General features: G+C 72.8%; 19 protein-coding genes. 8 read left to right on the top strand and 11 right to left on the bottom strand.

The window, feature by feature from the left end:
- Positions 1 to 91: 91 nt before the first annotated feature.
- Complete coding sequence (locus tag ACWEJ6_RS00170) at positions 92 to 730, bottom strand: cation diffusion facilitator family transporter (RefSeq protein ID WP_358287994.1); 639 nt, start codon at positions 728 to 730, stop codon at positions 92 to 94.
- 141 nt (positions 731 to 871) lie between these two features.
- Between ACWEJ6_RS00170 and ACWEJ6_RS00165 the strand changes: the two genes are divergently transcribed.
- The 3 genes from ACWEJ6_RS00165 to ACWEJ6_RS00155 are packed head-to-tail and all read left to right on the top strand — an operon-like array spanning position 872 to position 2,965.
- Entirely contained in the window at positions 872 to 1,645 is a 774-nt protein-coding gene (locus ACWEJ6_RS00165) for a DUF4184 family protein (protein ID WP_387670689.1), read from the top strand.
- Positions 1,638 to 2,456, top strand: coding sequence for a TrmH family RNA methyltransferase (locus ACWEJ6_RS00160; RefSeq protein ID WP_452420217.1), 819 nt, complete (start codon positions 1,638 to 1,640; stop codon positions 2,454 to 2,456). Before ACWEJ6_RS00165 ends, ACWEJ6_RS00160 begins: the two co-directional genes overlap by 8 nt.
- A gap of 59 nt (positions 2,457 to 2,515) precedes the next feature.
- Positions 2,516 to 2,965 carry a group II truncated hemoglobin gene (locus ACWEJ6_RS00155; protein ID WP_358287986.1) on the top strand — a complete coding sequence of 150 codons (450 nt, stop codon included), beginning with the start codon at positions 2,516 to 2,518 and terminating at the stop codon, positions 2,963 to 2,965.
- 4 nt (positions 2,966 to 2,969) lie between these two features.
- Here ACWEJ6_RS00155 and ACWEJ6_RS00150 read toward each other — a convergent pair whose 3' ends face one another.
- On the bottom strand, positions 2,970 to 3,263 hold the full coding sequence (locus ACWEJ6_RS00150; RefSeq protein WP_387670684.1) for a hypothetical protein: 294 nt from the start codon (positions 3,261 to 3,263) through the stop codon (positions 2,970 to 2,972).
- Between the two features lie 196 nt (positions 3,264 to 3,459).
- Here ACWEJ6_RS00150 and ACWEJ6_RS00145 point away from each other — a divergent pair, with 196 nt between their 5' ends.
- A complete protein-coding gene (locus tag ACWEJ6_RS00145) occupies positions 3,460 to 4,071 on the top strand; it encodes a hypothetical protein (RefSeq protein WP_452420215.1) in 612 nt (203 codons plus the stop codon).
- A gap of 21 nt (positions 4,072 to 4,092) precedes the next feature.
- Here the strand turns inward: ACWEJ6_RS00145 and ACWEJ6_RS00140 are convergent, their stop codons facing one another.
- Complete coding sequence (locus tag ACWEJ6_RS00140) at positions 4,093 to 4,893, bottom strand: D-alanyl-D-alanine carboxypeptidase family protein (protein ID WP_452420213.1); 801 nt, start codon at positions 4,891 to 4,893, stop codon at positions 4,093 to 4,095.
- Between the two features lie 156 nt (positions 4,894 to 5,049).
- Here ACWEJ6_RS00140 and ACWEJ6_RS00135 point away from each other — a divergent pair, with 156 nt between their 5' ends.
- The gene (locus tag ACWEJ6_RS00135; RefSeq protein ID WP_387670679.1) at positions 5,050 to 5,241 is read left to right on the top strand and encodes a YegP family protein; all 192 of its coding nucleotides are present in this window, start codon (positions 5,050 to 5,052) and stop codon (positions 5,239 to 5,241) included.
- Here the strand turns inward: ACWEJ6_RS00135 and ACWEJ6_RS00130 are convergent.
- A complete protein-coding gene (locus ACWEJ6_RS00130) occupies positions 5,238 to 5,759 on the bottom strand; it encodes a DedA family protein (protein WP_387655775.1) in 522 nt (173 codons plus the stop codon). The two genes, ACWEJ6_RS00135 and ACWEJ6_RS00130, sit on opposite strands and share 4 nt — an antisense overlap.
- 155 nt (positions 5,760 to 5,914) lie before the next feature.
- On the opposite strand from ACWEJ6_RS00130, the gene ACWEJ6_RS00125 reads away from it, so the two are divergent.
- Positions 5,915 to 6,430, top strand: a complete 516-nt coding sequence (locus tag ACWEJ6_RS00125; RefSeq protein ID WP_452420211.1) for a hypothetical protein — start codon at positions 5,915 to 5,917, stop codon at positions 6,428 to 6,430.
- On the opposite strand, the gene ACWEJ6_RS00120 is transcribed toward ACWEJ6_RS00125, so the two are convergent.
- From ACWEJ6_RS00120 to ACWEJ6_RS00110, 3 genes are read right to left on the bottom strand one after another with little or no spacing between them, the layout of a single operon-like run.
- Positions 6,399 to 9,815, bottom strand: a complete 3,417-nt coding sequence (locus ACWEJ6_RS00120) for a BTAD domain-containing putative transcriptional regulator (RefSeq protein ID WP_452420209.1) — start codon at positions 9,813 to 9,815, stop codon at positions 6,399 to 6,401. The two genes, ACWEJ6_RS00125 and ACWEJ6_RS00120, sit on opposite strands and share 32 nt — an antisense overlap.
- Positions 9,816 to 9,866: 51 nt before the next feature.
- On the bottom strand, positions 9,867 to 10,925 hold the full coding sequence (locus ACWEJ6_RS00115) for a lysylphosphatidylglycerol synthase domain-containing protein (protein ID WP_452420207.1): 1,059 nt from the start codon (positions 10,923 to 10,925) through the stop codon (positions 9,867 to 9,869).
- Positions 10,926 to 10,974: 49 nt separating this feature from the next.
- A complete protein-coding gene (locus ACWEJ6_RS00110; protein WP_357998908.1) occupies positions 10,975 to 11,793 on the bottom strand; it encodes a PIG-L deacetylase family protein in 819 nt (272 codons plus the stop codon).
- A 38-nt stretch (positions 11,794 to 11,831) separates the two neighbouring features.
- Here ACWEJ6_RS00110 and ACWEJ6_RS00105 point away from each other — a divergent pair, with 38 nt between their 5' ends.
- Positions 11,832 to 12,914: a glycosyltransferase gene (locus ACWEJ6_RS00105; RefSeq protein ID WP_397165963.1), complete on the top strand. Its 1,083-nt coding sequence runs from the start codon at positions 11,832 to 11,834 to the stop codon at positions 12,912 to 12,914.
- Here ACWEJ6_RS00105 and ACWEJ6_RS00100 read toward each other — a convergent pair.
- The 4 genes from ACWEJ6_RS00100 to ACWEJ6_RS00085 all read right to left on the bottom strand — a co-directional run bounded on the left by ACWEJ6_RS00100 (position 12,911) and on the right by ACWEJ6_RS00085 (position 16,334).
- A complete protein-coding gene (locus ACWEJ6_RS00100) occupies positions 12,911 to 13,702 on the bottom strand; it encodes an NAD-dependent epimerase/dehydratase family protein (RefSeq protein WP_387670668.1) in 792 nt (263 codons plus the stop codon). The two genes, ACWEJ6_RS00105 and ACWEJ6_RS00100, sit on opposite strands and share 4 nt — an antisense overlap.
- Positions 13,703 to 13,733: 31 nt before the next feature.
- The gene (locus tag ACWEJ6_RS00095; protein WP_452420204.1) at positions 13,734 to 15,197 is read right to left on the bottom strand and encodes a DUF2079 domain-containing protein; all 1,464 of its coding nucleotides are present in this window, start codon (positions 15,195 to 15,197) and stop codon (positions 13,734 to 13,736) included.
- A gap of 115 nt (positions 15,198 to 15,312) precedes the next feature.
- On the bottom strand, positions 15,313 to 15,681 hold the full coding sequence (locus tag ACWEJ6_RS00090) for a hypothetical protein (protein WP_352351928.1): 369 nt from the start codon (positions 15,679 to 15,681) through the stop codon (positions 15,313 to 15,315).
- Between the two features lie 89 nt (positions 15,682 to 15,770).
- The gene (locus ACWEJ6_RS00085; protein ID WP_452420202.1) at positions 15,771 to 16,334 is read right to left on the bottom strand and encodes a TetR/AcrR family transcriptional regulator; all 564 of its coding nucleotides are present in this window, start codon (positions 16,332 to 16,334) and stop codon (positions 15,771 to 15,773) included.
- 50 nt (positions 16,335 to 16,384) lie between these two features.
- Between ACWEJ6_RS00085 and ACWEJ6_RS00080 the strand changes: the two genes are divergently transcribed.
- Positions 16,385 to 17,479 (top strand): FAD-dependent oxidoreductase, encoded by a 1,095-nt coding sequence (locus ACWEJ6_RS00080; RefSeq protein WP_452420200.1) that lies wholly within the window; start codon positions 16,385 to 16,387, stop codon positions 17,477 to 17,479.
- Positions 17,480 to 17,528: the final 49 nt, after the last annotated feature.

The following is a 17,528-nucleotide window of genomic DNA, read 5'->3' as shown; positions in this document are numbered from 1 at the left end:
GGAGTTGCTCCGCAATACTCCGGGAACACTACTCGGTGGGCTCTGTGTGGCAAAACCGCTCTTTTGGTGCGTCTATTACGGAGAGTGGCGGTCAATGGCAGCAGGCGTGACCGCGCCAGGCGCGCGCTCCCTCACGCACCGCGACCGCCGCGAGGGCCACCGCCATGGCCGGATCCACCCACCACCAGCCCAGCGTGTTCAGCCACAGACCGGCCAGCACGCCGGCCGCCATGGCGGCGCAGATCAGGTTCTGGGTGCCCTCGCCGGACGTCGCCGCCGACGCCAGCCGGGCCCCCAGCCGCCGCTTGACCAGCCCCAGCGCGGGCATGCTGACCAGGCTGACCGTCGTGACCACGATGCCGAGCACGGTCGGCGTGGCCCGGTGGCCGGCGTCGAGATCATGCGCGACATGCCCGACGAGATAGGGCGCGAGCAGCCAGAAGCTCACCGCCACCGCCCGCCTGGCGGTCGTCTCGGCGTGCGGCGACAGCGTGCGCGCGCCGGTGAAGCGCCACACCACGATCAGGCTCGCCCCCGCCTCGGCGAAGGCCGACAGCCCCCACCCGATCAGCGCGACGGAATGCGCCGACAGCCCGGCGGCCAGGCCCAGCGTGCTCTCCACGGCCAGCCAGGCGAGCGTGGCCACCGACAGCGCACGCGCGGCGCGGGCGGCCCGCAGCCAGTCGGCCGTCGCGGCCGGATGCTCATGAATCCGCTGGTCAGACACCATGAACCCCCGAACTCCCGGCTATCCGGCCGTCGACAGCGTTACGTAACGTACCCATGACTCAGAGTGACTTTAAGGCCTGTGCGGCAAAGGATGTTCAAGATTCACCGGATAATGGCGGTGATCGCGTCCGGGGGAGGGATCGTGCCGTTCACGCCCAGTCACATCGCCGCCGTGCTGCCTCTGGTGGCCTCCGGACGGGCGCGGCGGTTCGCCGATCCGTGGGCGCTCGCGCTCGGGGCGATGGTCCCCGACCTGCCGATCTTCCTGCCGTTCCTGCCGGTCTACGGCGACTGGCACTCCTGGCAGGGCGTGCTCACCCTCGACCTGGCCGCGGTGCTGCTGCTCCTGCCGCTGTTCCACCTCGTGCTGCGCGATCCGCTGATCTCGCTGCTGCCGCCGTCCCTGGCCGGGCCGGCCGCGGCGCTCCTGCGGCCGGGCCGGCTCAGGGTCCTGCCGGTGGTGGCCGGCGGCGTGATCGGCTCGGCCACCCACCTGTTCTGGGACTCCTTCACCCACTCCTACGCCTCCGCCCGCTGGGGCGCCTGGCCGGACACCCCCGTCTTCGGCACGACCAGGCTCTTCAGCGTGCTGCAGTACACCTCGTCGGCCGTCGGGCTGGCGGTGGTCGTGTGGTGGGCCTGGCGCGCGTTGTCCCGCACCGAGGCGGCCGGCGTGCCGGGCCGCCTGCGGCTCACGCCCGCCGTGCGGTGGGCCGTGCTGGCCGCCTGCGCGCTCGGCACGGTCGCCGGCGCCCTCGTGTGGCCGCTGGTGGACGAGCCCAACCCCGCCTTCGGCTTCCGGAGCGTGCTCACCAAGACGGGCGCGGGCACCGTGATCGGGCTCTCGGCCGTCCTGGCCTGCTACGCGATCGGCTGGCAGGTCAGGCGGCGCATGGCAGTATCGGAAGGTGCCTGACTACGTGTTCGACGCCGACGACCCCCGAATCGCCGACTACACCCGGCTGCGGGACGTCGAGCTGCGCAAGAGCCTGGAGGCGGAGCGCGGCCTGTTCCTCGCCGAGGGGGAGAAGGTGATCAGGCGGGCCATCGCCGCCGGCTACCCCATCCGCTCGGTCCTGACCACCCGGCGCTGGTACGAGTCGCTGTCCGACGTCATCGGCGACGCCACCGTCTACGAGGTGAGCGACGAGCTGATGGCCGGCATCGCGGGCTTCCAGATCCACCGCGGCGCGCTGGCCTCCATGCGACGCCTGCCGCTGCCCTCGGCCGAGACCCTGATCAAGGGCGGCGCCCGCCGGCTGCTGGTCCTGGAGGACCTGGTCGACCACTCCAACGTCGGCGCGATCTTCCGCTGCGCCGCCGCGCTCGGCGTGGACGGCGTCCTGCTCTCGCCGCGCTGCGCCGACCCGCTCTACCGCCGGGCGGTGAAGGTCTCCATGGGCGCGGTCTTCTCGATCCCGTACGCGCGGCTCGACGACTGGTACACCGGCCTCGGCGAGCTGCGGGCGGCCGGGTTCCAGACCCTGGCGCTGACCCCCGACCAGAGCGCGGTCCCCCTCGACCGGGTCCCGATGGGCGAACGGGTGGCGCTGCTGCTCGGCGCCGAGGGCGACGGCCTGTCCTCCCACTGGCTGCACGAGGCCGACCACGCGGTGTGCATCCCCATGAGCCCGGCCGCGATGGACGCGGGCGTCGACTCGCTCAACGTGGTGGCCGCGGCGGCGATCGCCTGCCACGGGCTGATGCGCTCGGCCGCCGCGCACTGACCGTCCGGGCCTGCGAATGGGTCTGGTGGCGCTTCGACCAGGCGTGTAACCCTGTAATCATGCAGACCCTGTTCGAGCACGCCGGCGGCGAAGAGGGCTTACGCCGCTTCATCGAGATCTTCTACCGCAGCCTGCTGGCCGACCCGCTGCTCCAGCCGCTCTTCGGCGAGGGCAAGGCGAGCCACGTGGACAACCTGACCGCCTTCACCGTCGAGACGTTCGGCGGCCCCGACACGTTCTCGGCGGAGATGGGCGGCTTCCCGCTGCTCATCGAGGCGCACCGCGGGCTGGGCATCGAGGAGGCCCAGCGGCGGCGGTTCGTCGAGCTGTACATGGAGGCCGCCGACGCGGCGGGGCTGCCCGACGACGAGCCGTTCCGGGCCTCGCTCCGCTCGCACGTGGAGTTCGGCACGCAGGTGGCGTTGCAGAACTCCCACGCCGAGACCGACGACCAGCTCCACCCGCTGCGCGAGGTGCCGCGCTGGGACTGGGAGCGGCCGCCGGAGTAGCCGGTCAGGGGCGGTCGGTGTCCTCGGTGAGCCAGTCGGGGTAGGCGTCGACGTCGTGCAGCACCGGCTGAGCTTCGACGGTGCCGGCACCGCCGTTCGCGCCGATGTGCGCCGCCAGTTCGGCGGCGTGTTCGCGTGGTGTGATGAGGGTGAGCTGCCAGGAGACCCCGGCCTCCGCGGCCGGGACTTCCGCGATGTCGATCGAGGTGGCCAGCCCCGCGAGCAGGATCGTGTGCGCGAGCGCGGCGGCCTGCTCATGGCCTTCGATCGTCGTGCGGACTTCGATGAATTCCGCCATGATCTTCCTTATTGCGGAGGGGTACATTCGCCACCCTATCTGCGCGAATCGACCGTGGGGTCGGCTTCGGGCGGCCGAAGTCGGCCTGGGTGGCGTCGGTTGCGACGAGCCGGTACCCGAGATCGGCGGCCTCAATCACGACGGGATACGGCAAGATGTGATCCGCCGATCACCGAGAGCGACCGACGGAGGTCCCGTGAAGCCGATCTGGATCATCGCGGCCGCGGTCGCGGCCACCCCGCCCGTGTTCACGAGCCCGCCCGCGTTCACGACTGTGCGCGTCACCCGCGCGGGGGCGGCCGTGCGCCCGGAGGCGGCCACGCATCCGCGGGCCGCCTCCGCCGATCGCAGCGCTCTGAGCTGTGCCGTCAGCTCACCGGCCGGTCGGCCGCTGACCTTCAGCCCGCGCATCGGGCTGACCGCGAAACCGGTGTCGGCCCGCGGCAACCTCCAGCTCACCGGCTGCCTGTCGGCCGACGGCTCGGCCCCCTACCTGCGCTCGGGCTGGGTCACCCTGAAGAGCGTCGGCCGGGCGTCGTGCGCGAGCGCCCGGCAGGTCCACGGCACCGCCCGCATCACCTGGTTCGGCCTCGACGGGCGGCCGGTCGGCACCTCGGAGGTGCGTACGCGGGCCGACCGGCTGGCCACCCAGAGCCCGGCCGACAGCTTCCTGACCGGCACGGTCGTGTCGGGGCCGCTGGACCGCGAGCGCGTCCGCGGCACGATCACGCCCGCCATGGGCCTCCTGGCCTGCGCGACCGGCGGCCTGGGCACGCTGTCCGCAGCGGGCCGGCTCACCTTCGGCTGACCTCCGCCCGGCTCCCGGCGGTCAGCCGCCGGCGATCTGCTCTCCCGCGAAGTCCAGCAGTTGCTCAGCGGTGCTGAAGCGGCGCTCGTCCCCGTCGTGGAGCAGGACGCCGAACACCCGCCTGCCGCCGCGGTCGCCCGCGAACAGCAGGCAGTACTGCGCCGCGTTCGTGTAGCCGGTCTTCACGCCCACGACGTCCGCGGACCGGCCGAGCAGCTTGTTGGAGTTGCGCCAGGTGTGCGCCCCGTGCAGGGCTGACTTGGCCACCTTGTACACCTTGCTGCCCACCACCGTGCGGAAGACCGGGTCGGCCATCGCCCGCTGCGCCAGCGTGACCTGGTCCACGGCGGTCGAGTAGCCGCCGTTGGCCGGCGTGGGCAGTCCGTCGGGGTTGGTGTAGCGGGTGTCGCCGAGGCCGAGCGAGCGCGCGGCCCGGTTCATCTTGGCCACGAACGCGGTCTTGCCCGGCCCGTACTTCCTGGCCAGGGCGTTGGCGGCGTCGGCGCCCGAGGGGAGCATGAGGCCGTACAGCAGGTCCCTGGCCGTGAGGCGCTCGCCCTTCCGCAGGCCGGCCGTGGTCGCGCCGTTGCTGGTCGCGTGCTTCGTGTCGGCGGCGGTGACGGTGATCGGCTCGTTCAGGCGTCCCTCGCGCAGGACGACGTAGGCCGTCATCACCTTGACCAGGCTGGCCACCGGCACCCGCCGGGTCTCCCGCTTCGCGAAGTGGATCGTTCCGTCCGAGTCCACTACATAGGCCGCCCCCGCCTTCACCGTCGGGACGTCGGCGGCCCGTGCGGCGGACGCCGGGTAAGAGATCCCCACAACCAACGCGAGTACGGCAGAGCCGATGAAACCCCCAATACGCATGCCAGACATGTTCGCAGGAGATCAAGGGTTGGTTTGCGAAACTCGGCCGTAAGTGGCCCTCAGTTGGGGGTAAATGCTTGATAGATCCGACATCTGCGGGGAGACGAGGCTGTGGCAGGCAGGTTCATCATCAGTCAGGACGAGCGGGGCACGTTCCGTTTCGCGCTCGTCGCGAACAACGGGCAGACGCTGGCCGTGGGCGAGGGCTATCCGAGCAAGGCCGCCTGCGTCAACGGCATCGAGACCGTGCGCAGGAACGCTCCCGAGGCCGCCATCGACGACCAGACTCCGCCCACGATCTAGGACGAGGCCAGGGCCTTGCGTCGGCGGCGGACGAAGAACCAGGCCACGCCGGCCGCGACCACGAGCAGCAGGACCAGCGCGCTGACGGGCGAGCGGGCGGCCAGTTGCAGCCAGCCCCACACCAGCGCCGTGAGCCCGAACCACCAGATGGGCGCCCAGGTCAGGCAGCCGAGCGCGCTCGCCACCACGTACCAGGGATAGGACACCCGCAGCGCGCCCGCCACCCACGGCAGCGTGTGCCGCAGCATGGGCACCCAGAAGCAGCCGTAGACGGCCAGCGCGCCCCACTTCTCGACGACGCCCTCGATCCGCGCGATGCGCTCGCGGCCGAGCCGCACGCCGACCTTGGACTCGTAGAGCTTCTCGCCGAGCTTGCGGCCGACCCAGTAGTAGACCTGGAACGCGCCGAACAGCGCAAGGATGAGGACGGCCCCCACCAGCCAGTACGGCAGCCCGAACCAGAACGGCCGGGCGGGATCGGGGAGGGCGGCAGCCGCATGCCACATGAGCCCGCTCACCCCCACTCCAACGCCTTAGGTCAGCCTTACCTTAGTCAAGGAAGAGGCGTTCCGCCACATCAGCTTGCAAGGCCCGGTCACCGGCTGCAAGTAGCCGACAACCACCCCTCAACCATCCCGCCCTATACCTGAACTGAGCAAAAGGGGTGTTGATCATGTCGTCGAGAAGTGCGGTGGTCCTGGCCGGCGGTACCGCCAACGCGGTCAAGCTCTTCGTGGCCGCGCTCGCCTTCACCAGCGCCTACGTCGGCTTCTCCGCCTACAGCAGCGCCGGATCTGCCGCCGAGCCGGTGCGGACCGTCACCCTCTCGGCCCGTGAGCTGCCCATCACCGCCCCGGCCCGGCAGAGCGCCCCAGCCCGCGCGGGCGAGATCACCCTCAGCGCCCTGACCGACGGCGCCCCCGGCTGCGGCAAGTCGTTCCTGGCCCGCGGCCTGCTGGTCAACCCGCGGCCCGGCACGACGGTCCTGTACCGCTGGCGGCTGTCGCGCTGGAGTCCGGCGACCGGGACGTGGCGCACCTACCTGGCGGACCACTCCGGGTTCGCCGGCGACAGCCGGAGCGTGGAGTGGCAGCCGCAGATCTCCGGCAACGCCGGGTGGTACCGGGTCGAGCTGATCGCCCGGCCCGGCGGGACCGTCACGAGCGAGCGTTTCCAGGTGAGCTGCTGACCGAGCGGCGCGCCGCCTCCACCCAGCGCGGCACGCCCACCCGCTGGGCCACCTCAAGAGCCTTCTCGTAGTGCTCGCGGGCCGCGTCGGGCTGGCCCAGCCGGATGGCCAGGTCGCCCAGGGTCAGCGCCACCGGCCACAACGCCACGACGCCCGTGCCCGCGCCGGCCACCCGGTCGGCGAACGGCTTGAGTTTGTCGTAGCAGTCGACCATGCGCTCGCGGTCGTCGAGCAGCATGCCCGCCAGCGCCCGCCAGGTCATCACCAGCTCGTAGAGGAAGTCGGGCCGGACGGGCGGGCGGGTGGCGGCCACGGCCCTGGCGTCGTTGAGGTGCCCGGCCGAGGCCAGGGCGAGGGCGTAGGCGTCGAGCGTCCACTTGGCGCCGCGCTGGTGGGCCGCCGCCAGCAGGTCGACGGTCTCGGCCGCCCGGCCGTCGACCAGGTGCAGGCAGAACGCGGTGATCAGCGGGAGGTCCTGGCGGCCTTCGAGCATGCCGGCCCGCGCGGTCATCCGGGCGGCCTCGCGGTAGGCGCGTTCGGCGCCCGCGTAGTCGCCGGCGATCATCAGGCGCTGACCGGCGTACCAGACGACGACGGCCGCGGGGGCCGACAGGTCGTACTGCTTGGCCAGACGGTCGGCGGCGGCGGCGTGCTCGTCGGCGACGGCGAACTCGCCCCTGGCCGCCGCGCACTCCAGCAGCACCAGGTGGGCCAGGGCCTGCGTGGCCATCTGGCCCGAGCGCTGGGCGACCTCCAGCAGCTCCCTGCCGATGCCCTCGCGGGTGTCGACCGCCGGGATGTCGTAGGACTGGCGCAGCCGGCCGCTCAGCGCCGCCGCGATCAGCGTCGGGTCGCCGCTCTGCCGGGCCAGCTCCAGCGCCTCCAGCGACGCCTGCCGCCCGCGCTCGGGCGCGGAGGAGCCCTCCAGCTCCAGTGCCAGCGTGGTGAGCAGGCTCGCCCGCAGGCGCTGCTCGCCCGCGGGCAGCTCCATGAGCGCCTTCTCGGTGACGTCGACGATCTCCCACGCGGTGCGGGTGAAGTCGCGCGCCATGCCCTTGTGCGGCACCGCCAGCGACGCGGCCACCTTCGCGGTGATCTCCAGGTCGCCGAGCGGCAGCGCGGCGTCCATGGCCTGGCGGCGCAGCAGCCTGGCCGCCGTCATGTCGCCGCACAACGCCAGCGCCTTGATCTGCCGGAGCATCAGCCGCAGCCGCTCCTTGGCACGCTGCGGCTCGGACTCGCGGCCCTTGTCGTCCTTGCGCGGGCCGCCGCGGTCGAAGGCCGCGATGGCCTGCTCCCACAGGGTGGCCGCCTCGCGGTGGGCGAAGCGCCGCTCGGCCTGCTCGGCCGCCAGACCCGCGTAGTGGACGGCCTTCTCGGCCGCGTCGGCCAGGAAGTAGTGGTGGGCCAGCGCCGCCACGTCGGAGGACGTGCGCTGCTCGATCACCGCGGCGACCGCGGCGTGGAGGCGGGTGCGGCGCAGGCGGGAGGCGTCGGAGTAGATCGTGTCGCGCACCAGGTCGTGGTCGAAGCGCAGCAGCCCCGGGCCCGGCTCGGTCACCAGCCCGGCCAGCAGCGCGGCCTCGACCGCCTCGATCACCGCGTCTTCGTCGCCGGCGACCGTGACCAGCACGTCGAGGTCGACGTCGCGGCCGATCACCGCGGCCTGGAGCAGGATCTGCTGGGCGCCGGCGGGCAGCCGCGAGATGCGCCGCCGCAGCACGTCGCGCACGCCCGAAGGCACGCGTGAGAGCACCTGCGTGGCGCTGGCCCGGTCGGCCGCGCCCTCGGCGTCGAGCAGCCGGACGGTCTCGCGCACGAAGAACGGGTTGCCGCCGGTGCGCTCGACGATGGACTCGACCGCGTCCTCGTCGATCTCGCGGACGCAGGTGGCCTTGACCAGCTCGGCCACGGCCTTCGGGTCGAGGCCGGACAGGCCCACGCGCAGCGGCTCAAGCCGGGCCAGGGCGGCCAGCACGTCGGACTGGCGGTCGTCGAGCTCGCTCTCCCGGCACGTCACGACCAGCAGCACGCGGCTGGTGGCCAGCAGGCTCGGCAGCGCGCGCAGCAGGGCCAGCGTCTGGTCGTCGGCCCAGTGGAGGTCCTCCAGCGTGAGCAGCACCGGCGCCCGGCGGGCCACGCCGGCGAGGTAGCCGCCGACCGCGCGGTGCAGGCGGAAGCCGCCCGAGACCTCGTCCTCGTCGGGGTCGGGGGCGGTGTCGTCGAGCAGGGGGGCCAGGAGCTGGGCGTACTCGCCGGCGCCGGTCGTGCCGATCAGCGAGCGCAGGATCTCGACCCAGGCCCAGCCCGGCGGGGTGGCGCTGGAGTCGGGGCAGGCGCCGGAGGCGGTGATCCAGCCGTCGGCGCCGAGCCTGCCGTCGAGCTGGCGCAGCAGCGTGGTCTTGCCCGCGCCCGCGACGCCGGTCACGATCGCGACCTGGAAGCGGCCGGTGCGCGAGGCGGCCGTGGTCAGCCTGGCCAGCTCGGCGTCGCGGCCGACGAACGGCTCGGGCTCCAGCGGCGGCGGCTCGACGTGCGCGGCGGCCGGCCGGGGCGGCCAGGTGTCGGTGACCGGGGCGGGCCGGGCAGGACGCGGCGGCGCGGCCAGCTCCAGCTCGGGGGCCTGGGCCAGGATGTCGGACTCCAGCTTGCGCAGCGCGGGCCCGGGGTCGATGCCCAGCTCGTCGGCCAGCATGTTCCTGGCCCTGCGCAGCGCGGCCAGCGCGTCGCCCTGCCTGCCGCAGCGGTAGAGGCCCAGCGCCAGCAGCCGCCAGCCCTCCTCGCGCAGCGGGTGCTCGGTGGTCAGAGCCTCCAGGTCGGGGACGGTCTCGGCGTGCAGGGCCAGCCGCAGGCCGGTGTCGGCGTGCCGCTCGCGGGCCACCAGACGCAGCTCGGCCAGCCGGTTGACCTCGGCCTCGGCCCAGGGCTGGTCGGCGAAGTCGGAGTAAGGGGTGCCGCGCCACAGCCCGAGCGCCTTCTCCAGGCGGCCGCGGGCGGACTGCGGGTCGCCCTCTTCGAGGTGCTCGCCCGCCGCCCTGACCAGCTGCTCGAAGCGCAGCGCGTCGACCTGCTCGGCGGCCACGCGCAGCGCGTAGCCGGAGGCGACGGTCACCAGCAGGCGGTTGGGGCCGCCGCGCGGCCGGCCCGGTTCGAGCACCCTGCGCAGGCGGGAGATGTAGACCTGCAGGCCCGACTGGGCGCCCTTGGCGGCGTCGTCGTCCCACAGGTCGTAAAGAAGCGTGTCAACCGGCACGACCTGACCTCTGGCCACGAGAAGTCGGGCGAGGACGGCCCGCTGCCGCAACCCGCCGAGGTCGAGTTCGTCGTCGTGTTCGTACGCCTCGACTGGCCCCAGAACCCGGAACGCCACCATGTCAGCCGCCACGCTATGCGTGCTTCCGAAGGGCGCACAAGGTCTTTGATGGCTTTGGGATTGTCACTGCGGGGCCTTCGAGATCGCGGACGGGGGTTCCGCGGCGGCGTTCCGGCCGTTGCGCCTGCGCAGGAGCGCCCACGCGCCGAGCGCGAGACCGCCGAACGGGATCTCGATAGTGTAAGTCCAGAAGCCGAAAAGTAGTGCTGTCGCGACGGCCGGAGTGCCCGGCACGCCGAACGTGATCAGCATCGCGGCGACCCCGCTCTCCATGATCCCGGCCCCGCTGGGCGTGATCACGGCGCTGGTGAGCACCCGGGACAGCGCGAAGACCGCGATCGACTGGGCCAGGCCCGGCCAGGCGCCGGTGGCCGTCATGCAGGCCGCCATGATCGCCCACTGGAAGCCCAGGAAGAACACCATGCCGAGCGACAGGCCGAGCGCGCGCGTGCGGACGATCTCGATGGTGTCGGCGCGCAGCCGGTGGAAGGCCTCGGAGGCGTGCACCTTCAGGCGCAGCAGCCGGGTGAGCCCGTCGAGCGCCCGGCCGAGCACGACGGCGGCGCGGTCCCAGTAGAGGGCGACGGCCACGACCAGGCAGAGCACCAGGATGGAGATCGCGCCCGTCCAGCCCGCCCTGACGAACGCCGGGTCGAGCACCTCGCCCGCCATGAGCAGCGCGATGATGCCCACGGCCGGCAGGATGAACCTGAACAACGTGTTCCAGATGCCGCTGACCAGCGTCATCACCACGATGGGCCGGTTGGCGAAACCCCAGCCCCTGGTCATGGCGAACGACAGCGCCACCCCGACCGCGCCGCCGAACGGCAGCAGGTTGCTGACCGCGCTGCCCGCCGCGTTGAGCGCCAGGCCCTGGAGGTTGTTCAGCCCCGGCAGCGAGTTGGTCAGCACGAACGTGTACGCCAGCAGGCTCAGCAGCCACAGGGCCGTCATCAGCGCGATCTGGCCGAAGCTGAGCGCCCCGAAGACCGCCCCGATCTCGCGCCAGGAGACCGGCTTGCCGGTGAGCGCGTGCACGATCTGCGGCAGGTAGACCACGAGCAGCACGGCCAGCCCGAGCGACAGGACGGACAGGGCGATCTGGAGCGGCTTGTTCTTCATCGCCCACCAGTCTGACGGGTCGCCGGAGCCGGCACGTCACCCTCAGGTGCTACTTCGGCCATGGGTCGAAAGGGTGAGTGAGACGAGTGCCGGGCGGCAGGTCGCGGCGTACGAACCACTCGGTGCCGAAGACCAGGCGGTAGAGCGGGCCGGGGACCTTCAGCATGACGGCGAGGGTGCGGTCGCTGTCGCCGCCGCTGGCCTGGGACGCGTGCGCGGCCATCGAGGCGCGCTTCTGCCGGGCGTAGCGGCGGACGTTGACCCGGTGGGTGATCGTGTCGCTCGCCGAGTACGCGCTCTCGAACGTGCGCACGTCGAACTCCGGCGGGAACTTGTACACCCGGCCCGCCATGCGCAGCAGCCGCACCAGCGGGTCGCGGTTGACCGTCGCCTCCAGGACGATCTCCGTGCCCGCGATCTGCGCCGCCCGCTTGCCCACCCGGTGGACCTGCACGTGGTCGGGGTGCCCGTAGCCGCCGGCCGGGTCGTAGATCGACAGCAGGTCGGCCTTCTCCTCCTCCAGGATCGCCGCGAGGGCCCTGGCCGCCGCCTCGGTGTCGGCGTCGATGAAGGCGTTGTCGGGCCGCTCCTCGGCGACGCCGCCCTTGGGGCTGAGCCCGGAGTCGCCGTAGCCCAGGCACTCGACGCGGGCGCAGCCGAGCAGCGCGGCCGACTCGTAGAGCTCCTTGAGCCTGGTCTCGCGCAGTTCCTCGCCGGGGCCGATCTCGGCCAGGCCGCGCTCGCCGGCGGTCGCGACCACGAGCACCACGCGGTGGCCCTCGGCCGCGAGCATCGCCATGGTGCCCGCCGTGAGCAGGGCCTCGTCGTCGGGATGGGCGTGGAAGAAGACCGCGGTACGTGGAGGCACACGCCCAGATTAGTCTGGGAGGGGTGCGGATCTTTCACGTGAGTGACTGTTACCTGCCGCGACTCGGGGGGATCGAGGTCCAGGTGGCCGACCTGGTGCGGGCGCAGCGCGAGGCCGGGCACGACGTGGTCGTGGCCACGGCGACCAGGGGCGAGGCGCTGCCGGGCGTGCGCAGGGTCGTCGCCAGGATGCCGTTCGACCTGCCGGTGCATCCGTTCGGAGTGGGGCATCTCACTCGGGGCATCTCCGTCGTCCGGCCCGACGTGGTGCACGTGCACACCGGCGCGGTCTCGCCGTTCGCCTGGATGGGGGTGCGGGCGGCGCGGCGGGCGGGGGTGCCGTGCGTGGTCACCGTGCACAGCATGTGGGACCCGGTCACGCGGGGGCTCTACCGGCTGCTGCGGCTGGCGTTCGGCTGGCAGCGCTGGGGGCTGGTGGCCACCACGGTGAGCACCGCCGCGGCGGTGCCCATCAGGGCGGTGGCCGGGCCCGGCGTGCCGGTGCGGGTGGTCTCCAACGGCCTCGACCTGTCGGGCTGGGCGCCCGCCCCCGGCGTGCCGGCCGGGCGGGCGGAGGTGCACGTGGTGGCCGTCGGCCGGCTGGCGCCGCGCAAGCAGCCCGTACGGCTGCTCAGGCTGCTGCGGGCCGCGCGGGCGCGGGTGCCCGCCGCGATCCCGATGCGCGCCACGATCGTCGGCGACGGCCCCGCGCGCGCCCGCATGGAACGTTTCCTGGCCGAGCACGGCATGACCGGCTGGGTGTCGCTGCCGGGCCGCTATTCGCGGGAGCAGATCGCCAAGCTGCTGGAGTCGGCCGACGTCTTCGTGGCCCCGGCGCCCCGGGAGTCGTTCGGCATCGCGGCGCTGGAGGCGCGGGCGGCCGGCGTGCCGGTGGTGGCCAGGGCCCAGAGCGGCGTCGCCGACTTCGTCAAGGACGGCACCGAGGGGCTGCTCGGCCGCACCCTGGACGACCTGGCCGGGGCGGTGGCGCGGCTGTGCTCCGACGCCGGGCTGCGCCGGGAGATCGCCGCCCACAACCGCTCGACGCCGCCCGTCGCGGGCTCGTGGGCCGGGGTGCTGGAGGGGTTCGACCGGGCCTACGAGCAGGCGATCGCGCGTTAGGCCAGGCCGCCCCTGCGCAGCGTGTACTCCGGCGCGGCGAAGTCGCCGCCCTGCGGGGTGTCGTCGGTGAAGAAGGCGGCCGGCGTGCCGGTCACGCGGGCGGCGTACGACTCGGCGTCGTCCTCGGGCTCGTAGCCGAGCTCGGGGGAGAGCAGCCAGAAGCGGCGGGTGTTGGCCGAGACGGCGTAGGCGGCCAGGAAGCGCAGGCCGGGCGTGGTGACGGCGGCGTGCACGAACCCGGCGCAGTCGCGCGGGCTCAGCCAGGTCGCCAGGTGGCGGACGTCCTCGGGTTCGGGCTCCAGGCTGCCGATGCGCAGGCAGACCACTTCGAGGCCGAACTTGTCGGCGTACAGGCGGCCGAGGGCCTCGACGGCGGCCTTGCTGACGCCGTACAGGCCGTCGGGGCGCGGCGGCAGGTCGGGGGAGATCGTGGCGGTGGCCGGGTACATGCCGGTCAGGCGGTTGCTGCCGGCCAGCACCACGCGCGGCACGCCGGCCAGCCGGGCCGCCTCCAGCACGCGGTGGGTGGTCAGCACGTTGCCGTCGAGCAGGTCGGGCAGGGGCGCCTCGTCCGGCACCCCGGCCAGGTGCACGATCGCGTCGGCGCCCTTGACCAGCGCCACGGTCTCGGCCAGGTCCGACAGGTCGGTGCGGACGGCCTCCTCGCCCGGCCCGGCCTCCATGGGCGCCCGGTCGGCCAGGACGAGCCTGGTGGCGGACCGGCGGAGCCGCTCGCGTACGGCACCGCCCACCATGCCGGCTGCGCCGGTGAGCACGATCATCTTCATGCCGACATTGTGCGGCATCGGGCCGATGCGGTCAGTCGCGCCGGAGAACGACGTACCCGTCGCGTTCGAACACCTTCGTGTACCCCTCGGTCTGGAGCTGCTCGACCCGGTTGCGCTGGTCGTCGGCGGAGCCGAAGGGGAACTCCCAGCGGGCGGTGTCGGCCACGATCCACGGCGCGCCGCGCGGGGCCGCGCTCCACAGCAGGACGGTGGTCCGCGAGGACAGCGCCGGGCCCACGGAGTTGACCGCCTCGACCGTCACCCCCGAGGGCACCCTGCTCACCGCCTCGGCCGCGGCGGCGGCCTTGTCCTCCTTGTAGAAGGCGGGATGGTAGAGCTGGTCGAGCGCGAACCTGGGCACCAGGGTGAGGGCGACGGCGCAGGCCGCGGCCGCCCAGGCCAGCTTGAGCCCCTGCCGGTCGGCGCGGCCGGTCCAGCGCAGCAGCCTGGCCAGGCCGTCCACGCCGGCGCAGAACAGGATCATCACGGTGAACGCGCTGTACTGGAAGTCGGCCTGCCACCACTGGGGACGGTCGGACAGCAGGCGTTCGAGCACGTGCGGCAGGGCCGCCAGCGACAGCGGCGACAGCAGGCACAGCAGCAACGTGGGCCAGGCCAGCAGGAACAGGGTGTCGACCTTGGCCTCGTCGCTGAAGGGCAGCAGCAGGGGGGCGAGCGGGTCGCGCAGCATCGCCAGCAGCGCGGCGGGCGCGTCGGGGCCGAGGTGACCGTAGGCCCAGAAGTCCTTGCTGTCGCCGCCGAAGGAGGTGATCAGCAGGCCCCGGACGAGCACCACGGCGCCCGCGCCGACCAGCGCGCACACGAGGCCGCGCAGGCGGTCGCCGACGACGAACAGGTACAGCCCCGCCCCGATCACCAGGAGCCCCATGTCCTCCTTGACGAGCAGGAGCCCGAGCATCGCCAGGAACGCCGGCAGCACGCGTCCGGCGTGGTAACGCTCGATCATGATCGCGGTGAGCAGCGGGACGAACATCACCTCGTGCGCGTCGAAGGCGACGGCCTGGGCGATCGGCCACGACAGCGCGTACGCCACGGCGACCAGGTAGGCGGGCCCGGCGCCCAGCACGCGGCGGGTGAACAGCCACAGGAACGGGATCGCCCCCGCGAACAGCAGCGCCTGGGCCACGATGAGCGTCTCGGGCCCGTCGTGCACCCAGTAGAAGGGCGCGAGCAGCGCGTAGATCGGGGAGAAGTGGTCGGCGAGCTGGAGGTAGTCCGTGCCGCGCTCGTGGAAGACGCCCAGCACCGGCACGTACGGCGGCCGGAAGCGGGCGTAGTTGCGCACCGCCTGGTCCACGATCACCAGGTCGAACGTGGTCGCCCGGAAGGTGGCCAGCTTGACCAGCCCGAGAACGGCGTACGCCACCGCGGCGAGCAGCGCGATCGCGCCGACCCGCACGCGGTGGCGGAAGAGCACTCTGGCGGGGAGTGCGGCGCCTGCCGGAGGCCGTGCGATCACCGTTTCGTCGGTCACGGCAGCAAGCGTAAGGGGATCATCCGGTCCTGTCCGTACCCCGTACCGGCGGACCGGATGAGGCGGTCACCGCGCCGGCCTGCCCCCCGCAGGCGGTGCGGCGACCGCGGACCGGTCAGGAGCAGGCGGCGGTGATCTTCGAGGTGAAGCCGCTCATCTTGCCGCTGAACTCGGTCGTCTTGCTGATGTCGCCGCTCTGCAGGCTCTCGAAACCGGCGGCGAAGTCGTTCAGGGCGGCCGCGACGTCGCCGTCGTACTTGCCGGCGAGCTCCTTGGTCTTGGCGGCGGCGGCCTTGGAGGCGTCCCCGACCGCGGCGGCGTCCGTGGCGTTCTTCGTGATGGCGCCGCTCCACTCGGTGGTGATCTTCGAGAGCTCGTTGACGGCGGTGTTGCAGTCAACGGCCTGGCCGACACCGCAGGCGGTGGACAGAGCGGCAAGGGAGATCGTCGCGACTGCGAGGGCGAGTCGGCGAGGGGGAGTCATTTTTGGTGCCCTTCGTTGGTTTTCCGTACGAGGAGGACATTAGCGATCTCTGGTTGATCCCCGCTTGCACGCCACTAACATTCCGGCCGTCAGGTGGGTGTAAAACCGCGCAGCAGCACGTGGACGACCTCCTCGGCGTCGGGCATGGGCAGGTCGAGCAGCCCGCGGTAGGTCACCAGGCCGGCGAACAGGTCCGTGAGGAGATCCAGGTCGGCGTCCGGGGACAGCTCGCCGCGGTCGATCGCGCGCTCGTAGACGACCCGCGAGCGCCGCATCCGGGTGCGCATGCCGGTGCGGACGATCTCGGCCACGGCGGGGTCGCGGCCGGCCTCGCCGTACATCTGCCTGGTCAGGCGGGCGACGCCCGGGTGGCCCCACAGGGCGAGGGTGTCGGAGACCACCACGCGCAGGTCGCCTTCGAGCGAGCCGGTGTCGGGGACGGCGACGTGCGTGTCCATGAGCCCGCCGATTGATTCGAGCAGCATGTCGCGTTTGGTGGCGTAGCGCCGGAACACGCTCGCCCTGCCCACGCCTGCCGCTTTGGCGACGTCGTCCATGGTGAAGTCGAGGCCGTGGGAGAGCAGCAGCTCGGTGGCGGCCTGCCTGATGCGGTGGTCGACCGTGGGATCGGGCTTGCGGCCGCGCGCGGACATTGTGATACTCCCAGTATCTGATACTTGCAGTCTCTTAAAGTGGGGCTTCTATGAGGGTAATCGTGGCGGGCGCCGGGGTGGCGGGGCTCGCGGCGGCGCGCGGGCTGCTGAACGCGGGTCACGACGTCGAGGTGTACGAGCAGGCGCCCGAGCTGCGCACGGCGGGCGGATCGGTGACCCTCTGGCCCGGCAGCACGGCCATCCTCGACCAGCTCGGCGTCGGGTACGCGGGCCTGGGACGGCGGCTGGAGACCATGGAGTCGTGGGCCGACGACGGCCGCCGGCTGGTCACCGTCGATCTCACCGCGGCCGAGCGGCGCTACGGGCATCCGTGCGTCCATGTGGCCCGGCGTGAACTGGTCGAGGCGCTGTCGGCGGGCCTGCCCGTCGTCTACGGCGCGGGCGTCGAGCACGCCGAGCCGGAACGGGCGCAGGCGCGGCTGACCGGCGGCCGTACCGTGCGCGGCGACCTGCTGGTGGGGGCCGACGGCCGCAGGTCGGCGGTGCGCCGCGCCCTGTGGGGGGAGGACCCGGCCGCGTTGAGCGGCTGGGTCACCTGGCAGGGCTTCACCACCGCGCCGACCTCGTTGACGCACTCCCGCCGGGCCGTGATGATCGCCGGACGGCGGGAGCTGTGCGGACTGATCCCGGCCGGGGCGGGCCGGTTGTTGTGGTGGTTCGACGTCCAGGCGTCGCCCGGGGGGCCGTTCTGGCAGGACGACCCGGACATCGTGCCGCGGCTGCGCGAGCGGTTCGGCGGCTGGGCCGACCCGGTGCCCGCGGTGCTGGAGACGATGGAGGACGTCGGCTTCTTCCCGCACCACCGGCAGGCGATCCCCCGGGTCTGGGGCAGGGGCCCGACCACGCTGGCCGGGGACGCCGCCCACACCATGCCGCCCACCATGGCCCAGGGCGCCAACCAGGCCCTGGAGGACGCCTGGCTGCTGACCCGCTCGGCCGGCGGCGACCTGCGCGCGTACGAGCGGGCCAGGGCGCGGATCGCGCGGCGTCCCGCCATGATCGCCGGTACGGAGGTGACCAACCGGCAGCGCTCGTTCGCGGGCCTGGTCCCCGACTGGATGGCGACCAGCATGCACACGGCGTCGCTGCGCAGGTTCAGCACCTACCTCTTGACAGCCTCGTGAAGGCCGCCGGACGATGTCGCATATAGAGCAACTCGGTGCGTAATACGCA

The sequence above is a fragment of the Nonomuraea sp. NPDC004702 genome (assembly GCF_053601695.1).
This window is presented reverse-complemented; position numbering and strand designations above follow the sequence as displayed.